Origin of the sequence: Brevibacterium sp. UCMA 11754, assembly GCF_021532275.1 — a bacterium.
Taxonomy (GTDB): Bacteria; Actinomycetota; Actinomycetes; order Actinomycetales; family Brevibacteriaceae; genus Brevibacterium.
This window is the reverse complement of record NZ_JACBOT010000021.1, coordinates 240,606-260,765: the sequence shown is the minus strand read 5'-3', so window position 1 is coordinate 260,765 and position 20,160 is coordinate 240,606. Positions and strand designations below refer to the sequence as shown.

Here is a 20,160-nt window from a genome sequence, read left to right as displayed (position 1 = left end):
GGATAGTGATGTGAGAAACAGCGTACAGAGTCAATTCGAATAGCCGATCATTTTGAACACCTCGGCGCGATCAGCATCGATTGCCGATGTCTCTTTTACCGGGGGGCGTGGATGGTCGACGAAAGTGAGTGGTGATCCTACGTGGACGAAGTCGCCTTCCTTTGAATGTGAAGCACGCGAGAACATTGACGAGGCCCCCAGGTATTCGTCAGTTGGTATGTCCTCGACCCTCATGACCTTTTGAACAGGGATTGAGTAGGGTTCGCATTCTTCCCGGATCTGCGTACATGTACGTGTCGCGGCATACTCGGCGAGAACAGACTCATAGACTCGCGGGTTACGAGTTCTTGCTTGATTTGAAAGTAGATCTGGGTGGTTCAGATAGTCGGGCCGGTCGATTATCTTGCAAAAGTCAGACCAGTTCTTATCTGTATAGGGCATGACACACATGTACCCGTCGAGAGCCTGATGAGGCCTGTGTTCGGGGGAGAGCACACGCGACCATCCGACATCTCCGCGGGGCGGGGAGTAAGTCTGGCCACCAAGGTGTTCGACCAACGTGAACGCCGCCATTGTTTCGACCATCGGAACATCGACCCACGTGCCCTTTCCGCTTGCCTGCGTCTTGAACAGAGCCGCCAAGACAGCTTGGACCATGGTCATTCCGCAGACTTTGTCGGCCACGACATAGGGAGAATAGCTTGGCCTTCCATCCCGCAAGCGGTATGTATCTGCGACACCAGACCCTGCTTGGATGATGTCGTCATAGGCTGGTCGATCTCCCCTGTCGGTATGAGAAGAGAAACCTTGTGCCGTGCAAAGAATAGCTCGAGGGTTCAGTCGGTGGACATTCTCCCAATTCAGCCCATAGCGACGACGTCGACGAGGAAGCAGATTGGTGATGATGACATCTGACCAACTGAGCAGGTGTTCGAGGGCCGGCTGATCTGATTCGTCTCCGGCATCTATCTCAATACTGTGCTTTGAAGCATTGAGGTTCATTGACAACACGCTGTCTCCGGAACCCCCGCCAAGGCCGATTCTTCTGCCGATGTCCCCGCCCGGTTGCTCGGCTTTGATCACCGTGGCGCCAAGATCGGTAAGAATCTTTCCTGCATATGGCGCCATGATGACCGTTCCCATTTCAAGAACCTTCAAGCCGTCCAAGACAGGGCCGCTAGAGGCTGACTGATCAGACGTCTCCGGAGTTGATCGAGTTGGAGCGTTGTTCACTGGCAATATCCTCATTTCACGCTTGTTGTCAGAAACAATGACAGATCGGGAAACACGAATATCAGAGTCGTGACGATGAGCATTGCGATGATGAAGGGAACCGAGCCCATGAAAACTGTCTCGACTCTGATTGCAGCTGCGCGAGACACAACAAACGCGTTGAGTCCCAGGGGCGGAGTGATCAGCCCGATCTCTGCAAGAAGAATGACGATCACGCCGAACCAAATCGGGTCGAAGCCGAGTGCTTCGACGACTGGAAGCGTCACCGGAACTGTCAGAGCGATGATTGCCATCTGGTCCATGAAGAAACCGAGCACTAGATATATGAAAGCAAAGATGACGATGATGAGGATCGGGGCGATCGCTAGACCCTGGACAAATTCCACAACCGTCGGAGCGACCTGAGTTTGTGTAAGGAAGATCCCGAACACATGTGCCGCGAAGACGATGGAGAGGATCATCGCACTGCTGGAGACACTGCCCACAACAGCGGACTTCAGGTTTGACCAGGTTGCTGTCTTCATCCACACCATGAGGAGGAACCCGCCTAAGCATCCGAGGGCTGCGGCTTCGGTGGCGGTAGCGATCCCGAGAAAGACCGTCCCTACGACCACGGCGAAGAGGAAGGCAATCGGCAGTAGACCCTTCAAGGCCACGAGCTTGGCCCTCCATGAAGTGGGATCGGTTGCAGGAGCATGCCCACGCAACCCCATCACCCAGACTGTGATTGCCAGTCCCAAGCTCATGAGTATGCCGGGGACGACACCTGCGAGCAGGGTCTTGCCGACGCTGGTTTCAGCGGTAATGGCGTAGAAGACCAGCAGGATACTCGGCGGAATCATCGCGGCAAGTGTGCCTGCGCTTGCGACCGTTCCACTGGCAAGTCTGGCACTGTACCCCTGCTTGAGCATTGTTCCTGTAGAAGTGTGGGCAAGTGTGGCAGCCGCGGCTGTTGAAGATCCAGACACCGCTGCGAATCCTGCGCCCGCCAGCACCGCTGCGATACCGGTTCCTCCGCGAATACGGCCGATCAGTGTGCTCGCCGAATTGAACAGAGTGTCCAAGACCCCACTCTTGAGAACGAGATGGGCCATGAGGATGAAGAGCGGGATCGCAGCGAGTGAATTGCTGCCGACCGAGCTCATTGGTATGACTTCGAAGACTCCGATTAGGTTCTCGCCACCGCCCAACCACAGCAGACCGATGCCAGCAGCGCCGAGGATCGCGAAAGGAATAGGGACCTTGCTGAGGATGAGAACCAGGAGAATGAGACTGATAGTGATGGCGATCATGAGTCTTCACCCTCGGTAGCGGAGGCATTGGTTGATGGTGAATCTGAAATGACGTTGGGGGTCTCGAGGATAGCGACAACGAACAGGGCCGCAGTGCCCACTGGCTGACTTAGCTGCCATATCCATGTCGGAATCGGAATCTCGCTTGAACCCGGTGGCGGGGCATCGCCGAGAGTGAAAGAATCGACAACCGTCACCATTCCTCCGTAGGTAAGCGCCGCAGCAATGAGGAGGAGTAGTAGATGACCGATAATTCGGGCACCAGTGCGCCATGCGACTGGAAGCCTGTCGTAGATGAGCTCAGCAGTGACGTGCCCTGCGGTCAGATATAGCCACGGCAGCGCAAGAAAGACGGACATAGGCATGAAGATCCGCTCAACTGCGCTGATATTCCAGCCAAGAGGATTGGTGAAGACATAGCGCATCAAGGTTTCGGTCAGCATGACCAGTGCCATGGCTACGATCGCCACACCGGCAAGTGTCACGCTGATGACCTTGATGGTGTTGATCGTCCTCTGCATCGCCGAGCTGTGGTCACGATTCATTTCGAGTTCCCTTCGTATCGCGCGATGAGGGCTTCGTAATCGGAGAGCACCTGTGAACCCGGCTTGCCGATCGAATCCATGTTCTCGGCCCACTGCTTGCGCACAGGCGCCAGCTTGTCTTCGAACTCCTTCATTCCTTGAGCATCCGGTCTATTGAAGTCGACGCCGTCCTTGCCGATCGTGTCGATTGCTGCTGGAGTCTCGCTATTCACCGCCCGGCACAGGCTGTTCTGGGCATCGTGGCCAGCTTTTTCGATTCGATTCTGTAGAGCAGGGTCAAGATCGGTCCATGTTTCTTCGCTGATGACATATGGGATCGCGAATGCACCGATATTCAGCCCCGTCGTCGAGTGGCCGAGAACTTCCTGCAACTTGTACGGAAGCACGCTGATGAAGGGGAAAGCCACACCGTCCACTGTTTTCCGGGACAGCGCTTCATACGCTTCGGACGCAGGCATGCTGACGGCTGCCGCGCCGAGGTCAGAGAGTGTCGCGTCGAGCGCTCCGCCGGAAGTTCTGATGTTGAGCCCGCGGAGGTCCGAAGGAGAATTGATCTGGCGGCTGACCGTCAGAATCTCGTAGCTTGGAAGTACAGACACCCAGAGAGGACGCAAGCCGCGCGGCGCATATTCCTCTTCATAGAGGATTCCTCCCGGGGACATCATGTCGAAAAGTGCTTGTGCGCCCACGCAGGAATCCTCAACCATACCTGGCAGATCGGAGACACTGGACAACGGAAGCTGATCGGAGAGATATGCCGCCGAGGCAGGTGTGATGTCCAGAACTCCCGAGCGGTTGAGAGACACCAGGTCTCGCGGAGTTCCCATTTGTCCTGCCGGGTAATACGAGAAGTCCACCGTCTCCTTTGAAGCGCCGCTAGAACCGGTGCCTCGGTGTGAGACTTCGTCCATGAAGACGCTGACCCCGGAGTCCGCGAAAATATGGGTGGGCGCATAGCTGTCGGCCAGTGACAGGGTTGTCTTCTCTGTAGTTGCCGCCGGGACACAAGAGCTCAGTGCCGTTGACGCAAGAATGAGGACGGATACCAGTGCCGCCATGGCCCGCGTACGTGACTTCATTACACCTCCATTGGTATATGCGCACGAGTCGTACGTATCAACGAACACTGTAGACGAAAAGCGACCAGCCAACAAGAGTATTCTCGCTGGCTGGTATTCGGGTGGTCAGTGGCTTCGGCGCTCGGAGGACAGTTGGATATGAGCCCGTAGGTGCTTACGCATTACGTCTGCTGCGCGGAAGCCGTCACGGGACTTCACCGCAGAGAAGATGTGTTCATGGGCCTGTACTAGCTCCCGAAGTTGACCTGGCCCGAGAAGGTGGGGGTCGTCGGTGAGCGCTTCGATGGGGCCGATGAGTCCTTTGATGATTGCGGATAGGGCCTGATTGTGGCTTCCCAGGGCTATATGAAGATGGAAGTCTGCGTTGGCCCGCAGGAACGCTGTTCGATCGGTTGGGTTGCCCACTGGGCGAATTGCCGCGGTCATCTCTGATTGGATTTCCGAGAGCTTGTCAAGCTCCTCCCTGCTCATCCGGGTTGCAGCGAGTTCGGCGCATTGGGGCTCAATGGCTAGTCGAGTTTCCAACAGATCACGCTCCGCAATTCCTCCGGTACCGATGACCAGCTGTAGAGAACTCGTTATTGAGTCTCCTTTCGGGGTGGTGACGAAGCTGCCGCCGTTTCTACCGATCTTTCGCTGGATCATCCCTTCGGAGGCTAACGCCTGTAGGCCAGCGCGGATTGTGCTGCGGCTGATTTCGTAGTGCACAGCGAGTTCGCGTTCCGCGTCGAGCCTGGTCCCCGCGGGCAGGGTGCCGTCGAGAATTCGTGATCGTAGCTCGGCGACAAATCTGGATGTCTCGGTCGTGTTCATAGGGTCTCTCTTGAGTCTGACGGTATCCTCGGTTACATTCTATATTGGTCCTACCAAAAAATGAGTAGTGGAGCACAATGCGCCGCGAAATGCACGGAGGCCCGGATGAGAGGTTCGAATCTAGGCGCCGAGCACGATTCGTATACAGCAATCGCATACGTCGACTTGCTCGACTGTATGGCAGCGAACTAATCGAGGAGATGACGATGGCGGATTTCGCCTTGACCGATGATCAGCTGATGGTGCGCGAAGCCGCCCAGGAGATCGTTGGTCGGTTCGACGACGAGTACTGGGCTGATAAGGATGCCAACCATGAGTTTCCGACTGAGTTCTACAACCTGTTGGCGGAGAAGGGGTGGCTGGGGTTGACGACGCCGACCGAGTACGGCGGGCACGGCCTCGGTATCACTGAGGCGACGTTGCTGCTGGAGTCAGTTGCTGCTGCAGGAGGTGCAATGAATGCGGCAAGTTCAATACATATGACGATCTTCGGTCTGCATCCAGTCATCAAGCACGGCAGCGAGGAACTCAAAAGAGCCAATCTGCCTCAAATCGCTGAGGGCAAGATACATGTGTGCTTCGGTGTGACGGAGCCTGATGCGGGACTTGATACGACCAGAGTGACCACTTTCGCGAAACGACGTGGGGACGAGTACGTCGTGTCGGGCCGCAAAGTCTGGATTTCGAAAGCCATGGAATCAGACAAGATTCTCTTGTTGGCGCGCACTACGAAACGCGAGGACGTCGAGAATCCGACGGACGGCATGACACTATTTTTCACCGATCTGGATAGAGACCATGTTCAGATCAATCCGATCAGGAAGATCGGGCGCAATGCTGTGTCCTCCAACGAACTTGTCATCGAGGATCTCGTCATCCCAGACTCGCATCGAGTGGGTGAAGAGGGGAAGGGATTCAAGTATCTTCTGGATGGACTCAATCCGGAGCGAATGCTTATTGCGGCGGAGGCTCTGGGGATCGGTCGTGCCGCGCTCGCTAAGGCGGTCAAATACGCAAATGAGCGAGTCGTCTTCGACCGGCCTATCGGTATGAATCAGGGGCTTCAGTTCCCCTTGGCAGATTCCTTGGCGAAGCTTGACGCTGCCGAGCTTGCCCTAAGGAAAGCTACGTGGACCTATGACCAAGGCCTGTCCAGCGGGCGTGAAGCGAATACCGCGAAGTACCTCTGTGCTGAGGCGGGTGTTGACGCAGCAGATCGGGCTGTTCAAGTCCACGGTGGAATGGGCTATTCCGAGGAATACCATGTGGGTAGGTATCTGCGTGAGGTTCGTTTGATGAAAATTGCGCCCGTGAGTCAGGAAATGGTGCTCAATTACCTTGGCTCGCACGTTCTTGGGATGCCACGTAGCTACTAAGCTGTATACCGAATTTCGGCGGGCTGCGAGAAAGGCGATTCTGCAGAATTTCTGGGTGATCCGCTGGCGATCATCGGACTGGTTAGTTCGAATTCACGCCAGTGCGACGGCTTCATCGCTGGCGAGCTCACGAAGTGCAGTGATCGCATCGTTGATGACGCTTTGCTGCGGATGGCCCAAATCGCTGAGTGCGTGGACATAGCGAATCGGCTCGGGCGCGGCCAGGGGAATGATGGCCACTCCTTCTGGCAGTTGGTCGATGCCGAGGCGCGGCAGCAAGGTGATGCCCAGACCGCGGCTGACCATGTGGAGTGCGGCAACGAAGGTATGCGCCTCATGTTTGAAGTGCACCTGAACGCCGGCCCGAGCGCAGGCATCGAAGAGGATTGTTCTGCACGGCCCCTCGCCCTTGTCGTTGTCGATCCACGAGTAGCTCTCAATCTCTGCCAACGAGACCTCTTTGCGCGTGGCGAGCTCGTGATCCGCTGGTACGGCGACGACGTACGGATCCTCAAGGAGAAAACTGCTGTTGATCTCGGGCGGGAACGCCGGATCTTTGGTCTCGGTGATAATGATCTGGATGTCGGATCGGTCTTCGTGCCACGCACCCTCATCCAGATTGAGCTGGACTGCCATGTGTGGGAATCTGTGCTCGAGGAAAAGGACCAGCTCCGGCATCCAACGGTTGCCCGCGGTGCTGAAGTATCCGATCGAAAGGCGGTCGACTCGGCTGTCCTTCAGATCCATCACGCGCTGCTGCAGGCGGCTTGACGACTCGAGGACGCCATCGACTTCTCCCATCAGGGCCGAGCCGGTCTCGGTCAGACACAGGCCCCGGCCGTGCCTCTGGAACAGGGTGAGGCCCATGTCCTGTTCGAGCAGCTTGAGATGGTGGCTGACGGCCGAAGGGGAAAGTCCGAGGTGCTGTGCCGCTGAGCGTACCGAACCTGTGGCGGCGACCGATTTCAGGGACTGGAGCTGAATGACAGTGCTCATTGCACAACTGTACGAAGAATACGTACAGATGTGCAATGATGTGCGCTTTTCTTCGATGGTCCAGACAAGAATAATCGAGGTCATGAAGAACAACTCGGCCAGCGGAGACAGCGCTCAGGCTCAGACGGCGGCAACTCCCGCACAGCAACAGGCGGCGAGGTCTCCCCGGGCCATGCCGTGGATCGCGGCGCTGTTGACGATGATCTTCTGGGCCTCATCCTTCGTGGTCATCCGCGATGCGGCTGCTCACTACACACCGGGGCCGATGTCGTTGCTGAGAATGGGCGCGGCCGCGGTCGTGCTCTCTGCGTGGATGCTCTTCCGGCGGCCGAAGTTTCCGACCACTAAGCTGACTTGGATGATCACTCTCATCTGGGGAGTTGCATGGTTTGCCGGATACACGGTGATTCTCAACGCCGCAGAGCGTTCGATCGATGCGGGAACAGCCGCCATGATCGTGAACATCGCACCGTTGATCGTCGCGATATTTGCGGGACTGTTCCTCGGCGAGGGCCTTCCTGCGAAGCTCATCATCGGAATCGCGGTGTCCCTGGCAGGCATCGTTCTGATCACGATTGCGAGCTTCTCGGGAGTCGTCACGATCGGCGGTCTTCTGCTCAGTCTGGCAGCCGCCATCCTCTACGCAGCAAGTGTTCTGCTGCAGAAGCATTTTTTGTCACGTGACGATTCGGTGACTGTCACGTGGACCGGAATCGTGGCTGGAACGATCGCGTGCCTGATCTTCACTCCTGCCTTGATCACCGAGGTGGCTCACGCGCCAGTGGACATCACCATTCAGGTCATCTATCTCGGCGTCGTACCGACTGCGATCGCTTTCAACCTGTGGGGTTATGCGATTCGCTTTCTGCCCGCTGGGGTACTGAGCTCCTCGAGCCTGCTCGTTCCCGCGATCGTCGTTGTTCTGGCATGGCTCGCCCTGGGCGAAGTCCCACCGCCGCTGGCGGCCGTCGGCGGGGTCATGTGCCTCATCGGCGCGGCATTCGCAATTGTCCCGCAGATGCTTCGCTCTTCCGCGAAGTGCCCGCTGCGGACCGAGCAATCACTCGACTGATCGATTCGGCTGCTCAGCCCTCGGCTTTGCCCTGCCGCCAGTAGCCCATGAAGGCGATCTGATGACGATCGACACCGACTTCCTGAACGAGGTAGCGACGCAGTCGCTTGACGGGCCCGGCCTCGCCGGCAATCCAGGCGTAGAACGGACGAGAATCCTTTTGGGTATTGCTCGAGCTGCCTTGGGCCGCCTGAGTCAGGGCAGTCGGTACGTCCCAGAGGATCGCCTCGTCGATGTTGATGTCCTCGAGTTCGACCGGCCAAGTGCTTGCTGTGCCTGTGTCCGAAACGCCACGCGATTTAACGTCTGAAGTGCCGCCCGATGCGATCAACTCAGCGAGGACCTTCTTTTCGGCGAGAGCTGTGTCCTCGACACGGACAGCGTCACGGACGGCCGGTTCGAGCAGTTCCCCGTGATCGGCGTCGCCGCGGGGCAGCCATTCGATCTCGAATCCCACGGGAGCGTCGAGGTCGAGAACATCCTCGGCTGTCGGGACTTCGAGGAATGCTTTGCCCTGCGCCCCGGAATCCTTGATGGACTCGAGGATCGAGGCGATGGCAGGGACTGCTGTCTCGTCGCCGGCGAGCAAGATGTTGTCTGCATCTCCGGGCGCGAATTCGATCCCTGCGGTAGGGCCTTCTGCGTGGCGGGACGGCCCGATGATGTGCAGGCGGTGGCCGAGCTGCGCGGATTGGGCCCACGCGGCGGCTGGACCCGAATGCCCCTGGCCATCGACGTGGAGAACCATATCGACGACGAGTTCGCGAACATCTTCGCGCCACTCGCGCACGGTGTAGGTGCGCATGGCACCTCGGATCGCCGGGTCGATCTGCAGCCACGCCTGATACCAGGAGAGGCCGGACTCCGGATCCTGTTCATCGAGGAATCGGAGAAGATCGAACTCGGGTTCCGTCTTGCCCGCAGAAGGGATGATGAGCTTGAACCGCAGGTCGCGCGGATGGCCGCTGACCCCGAAATCATCCAGACCCGGGCCGCCGAAGGTGATGCGACGGAACACAGGGTTGAGATCCTCAATCTTGATGACAGTGGCTTCAAAAGCGGCAATGGGTGCTTGTGGCACGGATGCTCCTTCGGTCCCCGTTGCAACGGAGAGCACGGTATGGACGACTGCAGGGCGAAGCTGTCTGCAGCGTGAGTGTACGACCTTCATCAACGAGTCTACGCCATATTGGTAAGGGTAGCCTCTCCAAATAATGCTAATGTGTTCACGGCTGGACGGTGTTTGCCTCGTTCACTGGAGGTCAACGATGAGCGATCCGCACGAAATGCGCTCTGAACTTCATTCGACATCCACTTCTTCACCTGCGACGGCAACGCCTCGCTGACAGCTATGCCACACCGACAGCAACGCCACAGTCGACGAAGACTTCATCTCTGACAAACCCGGAAGGTCACCCATGCGCCGCCGCCAACTGCTCGCACTGTCTGCACTCGTCCCATTCGCCCTTGTCGCATGCAGCAACCCGGACGGCGAGGCTGCCGCGACGTCCGGTGATTCTGGATTCTCCTACTCCCCGGAAGGCTATGACGATGTCACCATCACACTGGATCGGCCGGTCGAACGGATCGCAATGGACTTCTACTCTGCTGCGGCGCTGGCTCCCTATGGAATCAAGCCGGTGGCGGTCTACGGCTTCGGCCAGAATGAGTCACCCGGAAAATCCTTCGATCAGACGGGAGTCCAGGTCGTCGGCACCGATATGGAACTCGATCTCGAGGCACTCGCGGCGACCGACCCCGATATCATCATCGCCTACGGCAACGAGAAGGGTGACGGCTGGACTTGGTGGGAAGACAAGCTCACGGAGCAGGTAGGTTCGCTGGCCCCATTCGTTCCGGTCAAGCTCTCCGGGGGAACCCCGGATGACATGTTCGCTCAGTACGCCGCGATTGCACAGGCGCTGGGGAAAGACACTGAAACCGGAGCGATCGCGGAGCAGCGTCAGGGGTTTGAAGACGCTCGACAGCGCATCCGGGACATCGCCGCCGACAAAGAAGAGCTGACAGTTCTCCTGGCGAACTTCAGCCGCGAGATCATCTACACCGCCAAAGAACTCGGAGTCGCGTCGATGCTCGCCGAGGATGGGCTTCACCTCGTGGGCCCTGATTCGGGAGCAGACAGCAGCTGGGCTGAAGTCTCATGGGAGAAGATCAGCGACTATCCGTCTGATGTCATGCTCATCCACGATGCCTCGGCCGATTACGAGAACAACCCCATCTTCAAGAGCCTGCTTCCGGTCGGACATGATCAGCTCGGTACCTGGGACGACAAGCGGGCCTATACCTACGACGGCTACACGAAATGGCTTGGTGAACTCGCGGACGTGCTGGAGGGCGCGAAGGACATCCATAAGGACTGACCCCCAGATCATCAGGCTGACTCACCGGGGTCTCGACCGGAGAGGTTAGGCTGAAATGAAGAACCATCTCCAGTCACGAAGCGGAGCGTGAAGGCATGACCCCACACACAGATTCCGATTCTGAGTTCGATGCCGATGACCCGGTCGTCCGGGCATTGGCGGCAGGCGCGCCGACGACTTGGACCCGTCATGATCTGTCCCTCGCCGAGGTGGTTCTGCGAGACATGAAGGTTGATCCTGGCCTCATGGACCGCGCAGCACAGCGTTTCGAACGGTTCGCGCCGTGGTTCGCCGAAGCCTTCCCGGAGACTGCTGCCGCCGAAGGGATCATCGAATCTGCTCTCGTCCCTGCCGATGCTGCGCAGGCGGATCTCAACGAGCGCTTCGGTACCGAACTGCCCGGCAGGCTGTGGATCAAACGCGACGACGCTCTTCCGATCAGCGGATCGATCAAAGCGCGTGGAGGTTTCCACGAGGTACTCGAATACGCCGAGGTGGTCGCCGCCGGCCACGGACTGAACCCGAACGATCCCGCCACCTACAGCGCCGAGGAGTTTCGCGCGCTCGCCGGAACTCACCGGATCGTCGTCGGTTCCACCGGAAACCTGGGACTGTCGATCGGCATTCTCAGCGCGGCACTCGGCTTCGCCGCCTCGGTGCACATGTCGGCCGACGCTCGAGAGTGGAAGAAGGAGCTCTTGCGCAGTCATGGTGTCGACGTCATCGAGCACTCTGGAGACTTCGTCGAGGCAGTGTCGGCCGGCAGAGCGTCTGCCGAAGGGGCACCGCTCACTCACTTCGTCGACGACGAAGACTCACGCAGTCTCTTCGCCGGGTACTCGGTGGCCGCTCTGCGTCTCAGAGACCAGTTCGAAGCCGCACAAGTGAGCGTCGACGCTGAACACCCTCTCGTCGTGTACTTACCGTGCGGAATCGGCGGCGGCCCCGGCGGCGTGACCTATGGACTCAAACAAGTCTTCGGTGACGACGTGCACTGCATCTTCGTGGAGCCGAGCCAAGCTCCCGCCATGTTCCTCGGCGTTCGTACCGGTCTGCACCGCGAGATCTGCGTCCAGGACATCGGCCTCAGCGGGGCCACAGCCGCCGACGGTCTGGCCGTGGCGCGACCTTCCCGTTTCATCGGACCAGTGATCAGCCCTCTGATCTCCGGATTCGCCACGGTCTCCGACGAGGTCATCAAGGCAGGCGCCGGTGTGTTCCATCAGACCGAAGGACTCGATGTCGAGCCTTCGGCGACGGCGGGACTGACCGTTCCGTGGCGAACGATCGGCTACCTCGGCGAGGGGCCGGGCTATGCCGATGCCACTCACTTGGTCTGGGTGACCGGAGGGGCCATGGTACCTAGCGAGGAGCGCGAACACTATGTGGCTGAGGGGCTGAACCTGCTGTCGACGATCCAGCCTTGAGCAGAGCGACCCAGCCCTGACCGGAGCGACCCGGCGCTGATCAGAAGCCGTACGGGTCACCGTCGATGTTGATCACGACCTTGCCGTCGACGATCTCGGCGGTGCCGTCGACCGAGAACGTCACCGTGTCGTCAAAGGTGTCCGATTCATCGAAGAACGAGTCGTACTTTCCTGTCACAAACGCCTCACCTGTCGTCTCTGTCGAGATCGGCCAGGCGGGGCCTCCGTTGGGCCCGGTGGATTCCTCAGGGTCGAAGTAGCCTTCGCCCGACGGACCGCCCACGCTGGCCGTCGGATACGAGGAGATCGACCATTTGATGTTCGTCGCGTCGTAGCTCTCAGCACTGTAGGAGCCGAAGGGGCAACCATCGGGCTGGGCGACGGTCTTCTTGGCGCAGCTGTCGATGAGCGTCTTGACCTGCTTGTTCACCTCGGTGCGGAAGGCATCGGTGGGCTGGGCCGCGAGCAGCGCTGGCTCGTACCCTTCCATGTCGCCTTCCTCGGCGAAGAATGCTCGGGCCTCGATCTCGTCTGCAGATACCAGGTCGGTCTCTTCGGAGAGTCCGATGGTGTACATTCCCGGGAAAGCGGGAAGGGCGAGGCCGGATTCGCTGGTCTCGATATCGATGCCGTTGATCTTGACCTTGCTCAGACCGGGAGTCTCGACGGAGAGGTAGAAGAGCTCGGGCGCCTGCAGCCTCCAGTCGTCGAAGAACAGTGCCTTCTTGCCCGCCTTGTGCAGAGAGAAGTTCGTCGTGCCCTTGCTTCCTCCGACGTCGTAGGTCGCGGTCACCGTCGCCGAGTTCCCGTTGACATCGGCATCTTCGACGGTGACGTCCTTCGGCAGGGCCTTTGCGGCACCAAGGACGTCGTTCGTCAGCAGCTGCCGCTGCTCGGTTGGCACGTCGACATCGGCCATCTTCAACGCCCCCTCGGCATCGCCATCGGAGAGTTCGGAGAAATACTTCTCAACGGCTGCCTCGGGGCTGAACGTGTTCCCGTTGACCTGCGTGACGACGATGAGTGCCGCGACGATCGCGAGTACCGCCGAGCCGCTGATCACGCCGACCAGAGTCGCCTTCTTCTTGTTGAAGGGTTGGGCAGGTGCGGCTCCTGGAGGCGGGGGCGAGCCGGCCCCGGCATAGGCGCCGTTCGGGGGAGCGGGCATCGGATAGGCGGCACCTGCAGGGGGATGCTCGCCAGGTTCCGCTGCAGGCGGATACGCGCTAGGTTCCGCGTGTGCTGAGGGCCCTGACTGCGGGACGCTTGGGTAGGCCAAAGCGGCGGCCCCGGCAACGGCACCAGCGCCGGCAGCTGTCATACCGGCTCTGGCACCACGGCCAGCGACGGCGTCTGGATGGATGAGGGGATGGCGTGGTTCGCTCATACCCAGCGCCTGCCCCCAGTGTGGGTGGACGGCCCGTCCAGCGAAGAATTTCGCGACGGCCGGAACGGTCAGGACAAGCCGCGGGCCGAGGGTCCTCGATAGAACCTCGATGACAACGCCCCAGAGGGCGAAGAGGAGGAACGACCAGGCCAGGGGGCCGACACCGGCGCGGGCGGTGCCGAAGCCGTCGAACATCGACGCAGCCGCGGCCGACCCCTCCAGACGGATGCGCAGCGGGACGGCCAGCACGGAGAGCAGTCCCCAGGTAGCGCAGAATGCCAGTGGAATCTTCCACGCAGTGGTCCATTGCGCCTTGTCCTCGCCGGCGACTGTCCAATAGGGACGGCGAGTCACGGTGGCGACAAGGGTTGCGACTAGGACGGCGGCCACGACCGCAAGCAGCCCGATCCACAGTTGCCCGGGTGCCTCGCGGCTGAAGATGGTCAGTGACTCCGAGAACCCGCCGGAGTCGTAGCCCATCATGTCTCCCTGAGCCGAGGCGCTGACTCCGCCGAGGTGGACAAGCATGGTGAGGATCAGACCCACATTGATGAAGAGCGCTGGAATCGTCTGCCAGGGCATGTCAAAGGACAGCGGAATGATGAAGACTGCGACGATCGACAGGGCAAGGGTGGTCACGATGAGGTGGATCCACGTCACGAGAATGGGCGGGGCGAGCCACCGCAGGAAGGGAGCCCCGATGGCCTCGCTGCCCTTGAAGTGCCCGGCGATCCTTGCGCAGATGCTGGTGATGAGGACGGCGAGCAGTGGCAGGAAGAACGAACGGACGGTCACGGCGGAGAACTCGAGATCGACCACGCCGCCGCTTTCCGTGATGGAGAAGCGCGCCGCAAAGATCAGTTCGAGAAGAAGCAGAACGAAAGCCATCGACAAGGTCGTGATCCCGATGCGGATCCAGGTGACGCCGCGATTGGGTGACGGTGATTTCAGCTCGCTGCGCTTCGTGAACCACCACAGCACACCGATGACGATGATGGTGATGAGCAGCGGTGCTCCCGAGGCGAAGAGGCTGCCCGACGCCTGACCCATGTCTCCGGCCTGCACGCTGAAGCGGAACACCGCAGAACCGAACAGGGACATTGCCAGCAGGACGAAGGGCAGCGCATAGGTGATTCCGTCGGTGTTGAAACCGGTCTCTTCAGCGAGAGCGGTGAAGTCGCTCATTGAGGTGAGCAGCGCCGAGATGATGATCGAGACAATGATTCCAGCCAGCAGCGCCAGCCCCGGCGGGATCAGGGCGCTGCGCCATGTGGCTCCCTGGCCCAACGCAGACAGGTACTTCGCCGTCGACGGAGACATATGAGACTGAGGGTATTGGGGAGGCTGAGGATAGGGAACTCCTTGCGGCTGGCCGCCGAGGTGGCCGCCGGGCTGGTTGCCCATGTGCCCACCCGGTTGGCTGCCGGGGTATCCACTCGGTTGGCTTCCCGGGTGCCCATTCGACTGGCTGCCCGAGTGAGAGTAGTACGAGTTCGGGTCGGGATGCTGCTGCCCATAGGGCGCGCCGTACACAGGATATGGCGAGCCCTGGCTAGAGGCAGGGGAGTCCTGGCTCGGGTGGGGTGATCCCATCCCTGGAGATGGGAATGGAGGTGGGGATTGCGTCTGCGGTTCTGAATCATAGAGGTGGGGCTGCTGCTGGTTGTTCTGGTTCCAGCCAGGAGCGAATCGCGCTGTGGAGTCCGGATCGTCGTTGTACGAGTCAAACCCGGCGGCAGGGGAGGGAACCTCCGAGCCAGACGCCGCAGAAGGGGCAGCAGGGGAGAGCTCGGGCTTCTTCGTGTCGGGCGAAGTCTCTGTGCTCTTCGGCTCTTCTGCGGCAGTGCTGTCCGACTCGTCAGCGGCAGTGCTGTCCGACTCTTCTGCGGCTCCGTTGTCTTTGGCGTCGTGAGATGAGTCGCTCATGAGTGGTCCTTCATCCGGGTGGGTCTGCTTCGAGGCAGGCGAGGGGTGTGTATTTGGATATAAGCCAATATGCGACCGCATATTCATTTTGTAGTGGCAATCCTATATTAGGCTTGTGAAACCATGGAAGTTGTCCTAAAGGACTCATTTCGCAAAGAAGGATCGAGAGCCGCTGATGAGTGAGAATCCACCTCCACCCGGGAGTGGCCGCGACCCTGCGTGGAACGGCAACGGTCAGCAAGGACACGGGCCGAACCCTCCGCAGCAGCCCAACACAGGGTGGAATCAGCAGTCGGAATCGGGCTGGAACCAACAGGCCAATACCGGCTGGGGTCAGCCGGAAGAGCGCGCCAACAACGGTTGGGGCGAAAGGCCCCCTGCGGTTCCCACCGCGCCCCCGTACCCCAGGCCGAAGCGCCCGCAGAGCGAATCCGCTTCGGCGCAGGCCTCACAGGGCCAGTATCCACAGCATCCACAGCACCAACAGGTACCGGCACGGAACTCCAATGCCCAATATGCGCAAGGGCCTGATGCCGCCGCACCGGCCGGGAAGTCCCGCAGCCGGAGAGGGCTTATCGCGATGGGCGTGGTTCTCATCGTCGTTGTCGCTCTCGGAATCGGATGGGGCGCAGCCACTCTGTTCGGCAATGACTCCGACGGTGACACGGTCGCCGCACCCGCCTCATCGGAGGCGAAGAGCCCGGGAAGCGAGGCCTCATCAAGCCAAGGTCCCTCAGAGAGTCCTGATCCCTCGGAATCACCAGCGCTGTCGGATGCCCCTGCGAAGGCACTTGAGCAACTGATCGAAAGCGACAGACCCAGCGTCAAGGCCGACCTCAACGGGAAATGGGTGCCGCAGCTGAGTTCGAAGAAGCTGGGTCTTGAGGCCGAAGGGAAGACCTGGAAGGAGAAGGACATCCTCGCCGAACACCAAGAGCTGCGGGAGGAGTTCCCTCGCGTGCAGCTGGTGTGGTCTGGTGATTTTGCCAGCTTCAAAGAAGACGACTTCTGGGTCACGGTCGTGGGAATCGGGTACGACGATCCAGAGGAGGCGCTGTCCTGGTGCTCATCGCACGGTCTTGGCGCCGACTACTGCTATGCCAAGCAGCTCAACACCTCAGGTGGGATCGATGGCACAACCCGGCTCCAAGACTGACCGTGACCATGCCCGGTCGAAGCTGGGCCCGGCAGTCAGACTCCGACCAGCAGTCACGCCCGACCCCGCAGTCAGACCCGTCGGCGGTTGCGCACCAGGTACACGACGATACCGATAGCCAGCCACACCGCACCGATGATCAGGGCCAGCGGATTCGCGCTGACGAGGACGATGGCGAGCAGGACGGCGCCGATGATCGGAATCGCCCCATGTGAGAACCAGCTCGGCGCCTCGGAACCCTTGCGTCTGACGAGGAAGTAGCCGACCACTGAGGCCTGTACGAAGATGAACGCGCTCAGAGCGCCGACGTTGACGATTGACGTGAGTTGGTCGAGACCGTCCGCGCGGGTCGTTGCCCAGCCGGCGACGATGACGTTGCCGGCGGCCGCGACGAGGATGCCCTTCCACGGAACACCGGTCCGCGGCGACACCTGGCCAAGGAATTTCGGCACCTGACCGTTGCGGCCCATGTCCATCAGGATGCGTGAACCAGCGGCCTGTCCGATCATGGCGGAGAACGCCGCACCGACGGCCTTGGCAAGGGCCAGCAGCCAGTGCACCCAGGTCCCGAGGGTGGCATCGACGGCATCGTAATACGCTGCGCCCTCCAGCTCAGGGTTGGCCTGCAGCTCGGCAGGAGATACCGGCGAGAGCAGACTGCCCACCCAGGTCTGCGCCACGAAGAAGACGCCTGCAAGAACAAGGCACACCAAGGTGGCGCGCCCGACGATCTTCGGCCCGCCCTTAGCCTCCTCGGCGAACGTCGCCAGAGAATCGAAGCCGAGATAGGACAGGACAGCCACGGACACCGCGGCCAGAACCGCAGTGATCGAGAACGCGCCCACGCCCGTCAGTGGGGACAGCCAATCTCGGCTGGGCCCGTTGGCCGCCAGATAGATGACGCCGAGAACAAGGACCAACCCGAGCACGAGCACTTCGATGACCACCACGAGCGTGATCACCCGCGAGGCGATCTTCACGCCGGCAAGGTTGAGGCCGGTGGTGAGAATGACGGCGATGCCGGTGAACAGCCACACGGAAATGCTCGGAAAGATCGAATTCAGAGCGATGCCCGTGAACAGATACGCCACGGACGGAATGAACAGGTAGTCGAGGAGGATCATCCATCCGGCGGTGAATCCCGCACGCGGACCGATCCCCGCCGAGGCGTAGGCGAACACCGTTCCTGCCCGCGGAATCTCCCGCGACATCCGCATATAGCTGACCGCAGTGAACGACATGACGATCGTGGCCACGATATAGACGAGCGCAACCGCACCGCCCGAGTTCGCGTCGAGCGTGCCGAAGACGCCGACCGCAGCCGCCGGCCCGATGAACACCAGGCCGATGAAGACGAGCTCGGTCAGTCCGATGCTGCGGCGAAGTTCGCCCGATTTCCCTGCTGACCCAGTGGACCCTGTAGCGCCGGTGGACCCCCCGGCGCCCTCGTCAGACGTGCTCATGCCATGCCTGCCAGTTCCGTGGCCACAGCCAGGTCCTCCCACGACATGCCGGAGCCCTTGAAGATGACCGTCTGACCCGCCTCGGCGCTGACCTCGCCGTTGCTGAAGCGCTTCATCGTCACGAGCGAATCCGCATCCAGCGCCCCATCGGAGATCGCGAGGACGACGTCCCCGCCCTCCCGCAGCACCGTGCTGAGGTCTTCGACCACGACCATCGCCGAGGTGAAGAGCTCAGCTGGCAGCTCACGCGAATGGGGATCGTGGGATCCGCACGCCATGACCACGGCACCGGGTCTGACGAGGTCTGATGAGAACAGGGGTTCGCTCGCGGTGGTGGCGGTGACGATGATGTCGGCGGCGCGCAGTGCTGAGTCCACCTCGGCGGTCTGCGCTTGCAGCACCCTGCCGCGGTCACGGACATCGGAGGTGACCTGATCGGGGGAGCGGACGACGAAGGCCACATCGGCGAGCTCGACATCGAGGACATCGGCGATCGTGTCCGCATGCCCCACACCCTGCGGGCCGGCGCCGAAGACCACGACATTGACCGGCTGAGTGAACCTGGTCAGGGCAGGTTCGATCGCAGCGACGGAGACCGCCGGGGTGCGCAGGGTCGTCAGCGCTGCACCATCGATGACGGTTCGCAGCTCGAGGGTTGCGCTGTCGTACATGAGGTACTGGGCCATGATTCGGGGGAGGCCGCGTTCGGGATTGCCGACGGAGACGCCGGCGAGTTTGACCCCGACCCAGTCGCCGATCTCCGAGGGCATGAAGATCATGTTCCCGGCAGAGATGTCGGTGATCGTGCGCGGGATGTCATCGGCGGGGTCGAAATCGTTCGCCAACGCTGCACGCAGGGCGGCGACCGCCTCGGCGGGGGACAGCGCGGCGAAGACGGCTTCGGCGTCGAGGTTCTTCACTTCGTCCATGCAACTGACTTTATGCCACCCTCGGCTGAGGTGTGAATGCTCTTCCGGATGCCCAGACTGGCTGCCAGGGCCTGGCGCCGCCCGGGGCAACGCTTTGCCCGTTCACACTCCGCGGTGAGCCACCGAGGCTGCGACCTCGTGGAGGATCTCGAGCGCGGCGGCGATGATCGGCTGGCCGGCAGACCCGCTACGTACCCCGGTGAGGATCTTTCGGGAAGGTACCGGATCTCCGCGCAAGGGTACGCGGGCCACATCGTAGCCATCGGGCAGTCTGGCCAGGCGGGGGATGAGCGCCACCCCCAGTCCGGCCGAGACCAGGGCCGCCCCGGTCTCCCACTCCCGCGATTGATGGGCGTTCTCGGGAAAGAAGCCGGCTGCCGCGCAGGCTGTTCGCACCAGCCGGTAGTAGGGCGAACCCGGGCGATCGAGGATCCAACTCTCCTCAGCAGCCTCACTCAGTGACACCGCCGAGCGTGTGGCTAAGCGGTGATCGCTGCGGACGAGGAGATCGAGCCGGTCGCTGACCAGCGCATTCTGCTCGAACCGGATGTCGCTGCGCGGCGGCAGCGGGTCCGTGGCCACGACGACTGCGATATCGGCCTGCTCGGTGACGAGGAGTTCGAAGCACTCCTCCGGCTCGGCCTCGATGATGGTGATCTGAGAATCGGGGAAAAGCTCGTTCACCTTCTCCGCAGCCGGTGGCAGCAGCGCCGCCGCAGCCGTCGAGAAGCCGCACAGGCGCAGTCGCCTCTGCCGCAGGGGGCTGCCCGAATCGGCCTGGGCGAGTTCGCCGCGAATCTCCTCCCACCGGGTGAAGAGCTCCTGCGTCCGTTCGAGCAGGAGCTGGCCCACAGGGGTCAGGATGAGGCCTCTTCCACGCTGTTCGAGGATGGGCAGACCGAGGTCCTTGGACAGGGATCGCAGCTGATGAGACACGGCGGAAGGGGTGTAGCCGAGGCGGTGCGCTGCCTCGGTGAGAGTTCCGACCTCTGAGAGAACTCGGAGCACCTGGAGACGCTGATCGATCATGCAATATTGTTGCACGATCCAGTGGAAAAAGATTCGCTTTTTTTCGCAGGTTTTCC

General features: G+C 60.8%; 16 protein-coding genes. 5 read left to right on the top strand and 11 right to left on the bottom strand.

Going from position 1 to position 20,160, the window contains the following annotated elements; all coding sequences use genetic code 11:
- Nucleotides 1-30: 30 nt before the first annotated feature.
- The 5 genes from HX613_RS10180 to HX613_RS10160 all read right to left on the bottom strand — a co-directional run bounded on the left by HX613_RS10180 (nucleotide 31) and on the right by HX613_RS10160 (nucleotide 4,962).
- Nucleotides 31-1,248 carry a CaiB/BaiF CoA transferase family protein gene (locus tag HX613_RS10180; protein ID WP_268826745.1) on the bottom strand — a complete coding sequence of 406 codons (1,218 nt, stop codon included), beginning with the start codon at nucleotides 1,246-1,248 and terminating at the stop codon, nucleotides 31-33.
- On the bottom strand, nucleotides 1,245-2,525 hold the full coding sequence (locus HX613_RS10175) for a TRAP transporter large permease (RefSeq protein ID WP_235345218.1): 1,281 nt from the start codon (nucleotides 2,523-2,525) through the stop codon (nucleotides 1,245-1,247). The genes HX613_RS10180 and HX613_RS10175 overlap by 4 nt, the downstream gene beginning before the upstream one ends.
- The gene (locus HX613_RS10170; RefSeq protein WP_235345217.1) at nucleotides 2,522-3,070 is read right to left on the bottom strand and encodes a TRAP transporter small permease; all 549 of its coding nucleotides are present in this window, start codon (nucleotides 3,068-3,070) and stop codon (nucleotides 2,522-2,524) included. The genes HX613_RS10175 and HX613_RS10170 overlap by 4 nt, the downstream gene beginning before the upstream one ends.
- Nucleotides 3,067-3,981: a TRAP transporter substrate-binding protein gene (locus HX613_RS10165; RefSeq protein ID WP_235345216.1), complete on the bottom strand. Its 915-nt coding sequence runs from the start codon at nucleotides 3,979-3,981 to the stop codon at nucleotides 3,067-3,069. Before HX613_RS10165 ends, HX613_RS10170 begins: the two co-directional genes overlap by 4 nt.
- Before the next feature lie 273 nt (nucleotides 3,982-4,254).
- Entirely contained in the window at nucleotides 4,255-4,962 is a 708-nt protein-coding gene (locus HX613_RS10160) for a FadR/GntR family transcriptional regulator (RefSeq protein WP_235345215.1), read from the bottom strand.
- A 206-nt stretch (nucleotides 4,963-5,168) separates the two neighbouring features.
- On the opposite strand from HX613_RS10160, the gene HX613_RS10155 reads away from it, so the two are divergent.
- Nucleotides 5,169-6,338, top strand: a complete 1,170-nt coding sequence (locus HX613_RS10155; protein WP_235345214.1) for an acyl-CoA dehydrogenase family protein — start codon at nucleotides 5,169-5,171, stop codon at nucleotides 6,336-6,338.
- Between the two features lie 93 nt (nucleotides 6,339-6,431).
- Here the strand turns inward: HX613_RS10155 and HX613_RS10150 are convergent, their stop codons facing one another.
- Entirely contained in the window at nucleotides 6,432-7,334 is a 903-nt protein-coding gene (locus HX613_RS10150) for a LysR family transcriptional regulator (protein ID WP_235345213.1), read from the bottom strand.
- Nucleotides 7,335-7,416: 82 nt separating this feature from the next.
- Here HX613_RS10150 and HX613_RS10145 point away from each other — a divergent pair, with 82 nt between their 5' ends.
- The gene (locus HX613_RS10145) at nucleotides 7,417-8,406 is read left to right on the top strand and encodes a DMT family transporter (RefSeq protein WP_235345212.1); all 990 of its coding nucleotides are present in this window, start codon (nucleotides 7,417-7,419) and stop codon (nucleotides 8,404-8,406) included.
- A gap of 13 nt (nucleotides 8,407-8,419) precedes the next feature.
- Here the strand turns inward: HX613_RS10145 and HX613_RS10140 are convergent, their stop codons facing one another.
- Complete coding sequence (locus tag HX613_RS10140; protein WP_235345211.1) at nucleotides 8,420-9,487, bottom strand: siderophore-interacting protein; 1,068 nt, start codon at nucleotides 9,485-9,487, stop codon at nucleotides 8,420-8,422.
- A gap of 337 nt (nucleotides 9,488-9,824) precedes the next feature.
- On the opposite strand from HX613_RS10140, the gene HX613_RS10135 reads away from it, so the two are divergent.
- On the top strand, nucleotides 9,825-10,787 hold the full coding sequence (locus HX613_RS10135; protein WP_235345210.1) for an ABC transporter substrate-binding protein: 963 nt from the start codon (nucleotides 9,825-9,827) through the stop codon (nucleotides 10,785-10,787).
- 95 nt (nucleotides 10,788-10,882) lie between these two features.
- Complete coding sequence (locus tag HX613_RS10130) at nucleotides 10,883-12,214, top strand: D-serine ammonia-lyase (protein ID WP_235345209.1); 1,332 nt, start codon at nucleotides 10,883-10,885, stop codon at nucleotides 12,212-12,214.
- A gap of 40 nt (nucleotides 12,215-12,254) precedes the next feature.
- On the opposite strand, the gene HX613_RS10125 is transcribed toward HX613_RS10130, so the two are convergent.
- Nucleotides 12,255-15,527, bottom strand: a complete 3,273-nt coding sequence (locus tag HX613_RS10125; RefSeq protein WP_235345208.1) for a hypothetical protein — start codon at nucleotides 15,525-15,527, stop codon at nucleotides 12,255-12,257.
- Nucleotides 15,528-15,702: 175 nt separating this feature from the next.
- Here HX613_RS10125 and HX613_RS10120 point away from each other — a divergent pair, with 175 nt between their 5' ends.
- A complete protein-coding gene (locus HX613_RS10120) occupies nucleotides 15,703-16,683 on the top strand; it encodes a hypothetical protein (RefSeq protein ID WP_235345207.1) in 981 nt (326 codons plus the stop codon).
- Between the two features lie 71 nt (nucleotides 16,684-16,754).
- Here HX613_RS10120 and HX613_RS10115 read toward each other — a convergent pair whose 3' ends face one another.
- The 3 genes from HX613_RS10115 to HX613_RS10105 form a co-directional block, all read right to left on the bottom strand.
- Nucleotides 16,755-18,146: an APC family permease gene (locus HX613_RS10115; protein ID WP_235345206.1), complete on the bottom strand. Its 1,392-nt coding sequence runs from the start codon at nucleotides 18,144-18,146 to the stop codon at nucleotides 16,755-16,757.
- Nucleotides 18,143-19,075 (bottom strand): ornithine cyclodeaminase family protein, encoded by a 933-nt coding sequence (locus tag HX613_RS10110; RefSeq protein WP_235345205.1) that lies wholly within the window; start codon nucleotides 19,073-19,075, stop codon nucleotides 18,143-18,145. The genes HX613_RS10115 and HX613_RS10110 overlap by 4 nt, the downstream gene beginning before the upstream one ends.
- Nucleotides 19,076-19,177: 102 nt before the next feature.
- Complete coding sequence (locus HX613_RS10105; RefSeq protein WP_235345204.1) at nucleotides 19,178-20,104, bottom strand: LysR family transcriptional regulator; 927 nt, start codon at nucleotides 20,102-20,104, stop codon at nucleotides 19,178-19,180.
- Nucleotides 20,105-20,160 lie beyond the last annotated feature (56 nt).

Coding starts and splice junctions, on each gene's coding strand:
- HX613_RS10180 (WP_268826745.1), bottom strand. CDS start 1,248: ATGAGGATATTGCCAGTGAACAACGCTCCAACTCGATCAACTCCGGAG.
- HX613_RS10175 (WP_235345218.1), bottom strand. CDS start 2,525: ATGATCGCCATCACTATCAGTCTCATTCTCCTGGTTCTCATCCTCAGC.
- HX613_RS10170 (WP_235345217.1), bottom strand. CDS start 3,070: ATGAATCGTGACCACAGCTCGGCGATGCAGAGGACGATCAACACCATC.
- HX613_RS10165 (WP_235345216.1), bottom strand. CDS start 3,981: ATGGACGAAGTCTCACACCGAGGCACCGGTTCTAGCGGCGCTTCAAAG.
- HX613_RS10160 (WP_235345215.1), bottom strand. CDS start 4,962: ATGAACACGACCGAGACATCCAGATTTGTCGCCGAGCTACGATCACGA.
- HX613_RS10155 (WP_235345214.1), top strand. CDS start 5,169: ATGGCGGATTTCGCCTTGACCGATGATCAGCTGATGGTGCGCGAAGCC.
- HX613_RS10150 (WP_235345213.1), bottom strand. CDS start 7,334: ATGAGCACTGTCATTCAGCTCCAGTCCCTGAAATCGGTCGCCGCCACA.
- HX613_RS10145 (WP_235345212.1), top strand. CDS start 7,417: ATGAAGAACAACTCGGCCAGCGGAGACAGCGCTCAGGCTCAGACGGCG.
- HX613_RS10135 (WP_235345210.1), top strand. CDS start 9,825: ATGCGCCGCCGCCAACTGCTCGCACTGTCTGCACTCGTCCCATTCGCC.
- HX613_RS10130 (WP_235345209.1), top strand. CDS start 10,883: ATGACCCCACACACAGATTCCGATTCTGAGTTCGATGCCGATGACCCG.
- HX613_RS10125 (WP_235345208.1), bottom strand. CDS start 15,527: ATGAGCGACTCATCTCACGACGCCAAAGACAACGGAGCCGCAGAAGAG.
- HX613_RS10120 (WP_235345207.1), top strand. CDS start 15,703: ATGAGTGAGAATCCACCTCCACCCGGGAGTGGCCGCGACCCTGCGTGG.
- HX613_RS10115 (WP_235345206.1), bottom strand. CDS start 18,146: ATGAGCACGTCTGACGAGGGCGCCGGGGGGTCCACCGGCGCTACAGGG.
- HX613_RS10110 (WP_235345205.1), bottom strand. CDS start 19,075: ATGGACGAAGTGAAGAACCTCGACGCCGAAGCCGTCTTCGCCGCGCTG.
- HX613_RS10105 (WP_235345204.1), bottom strand. CDS start 20,104: ATGATCGATCAGCGTCTCCAGGTGCTCCGAGTTCTCTCAGAGGTCGGA.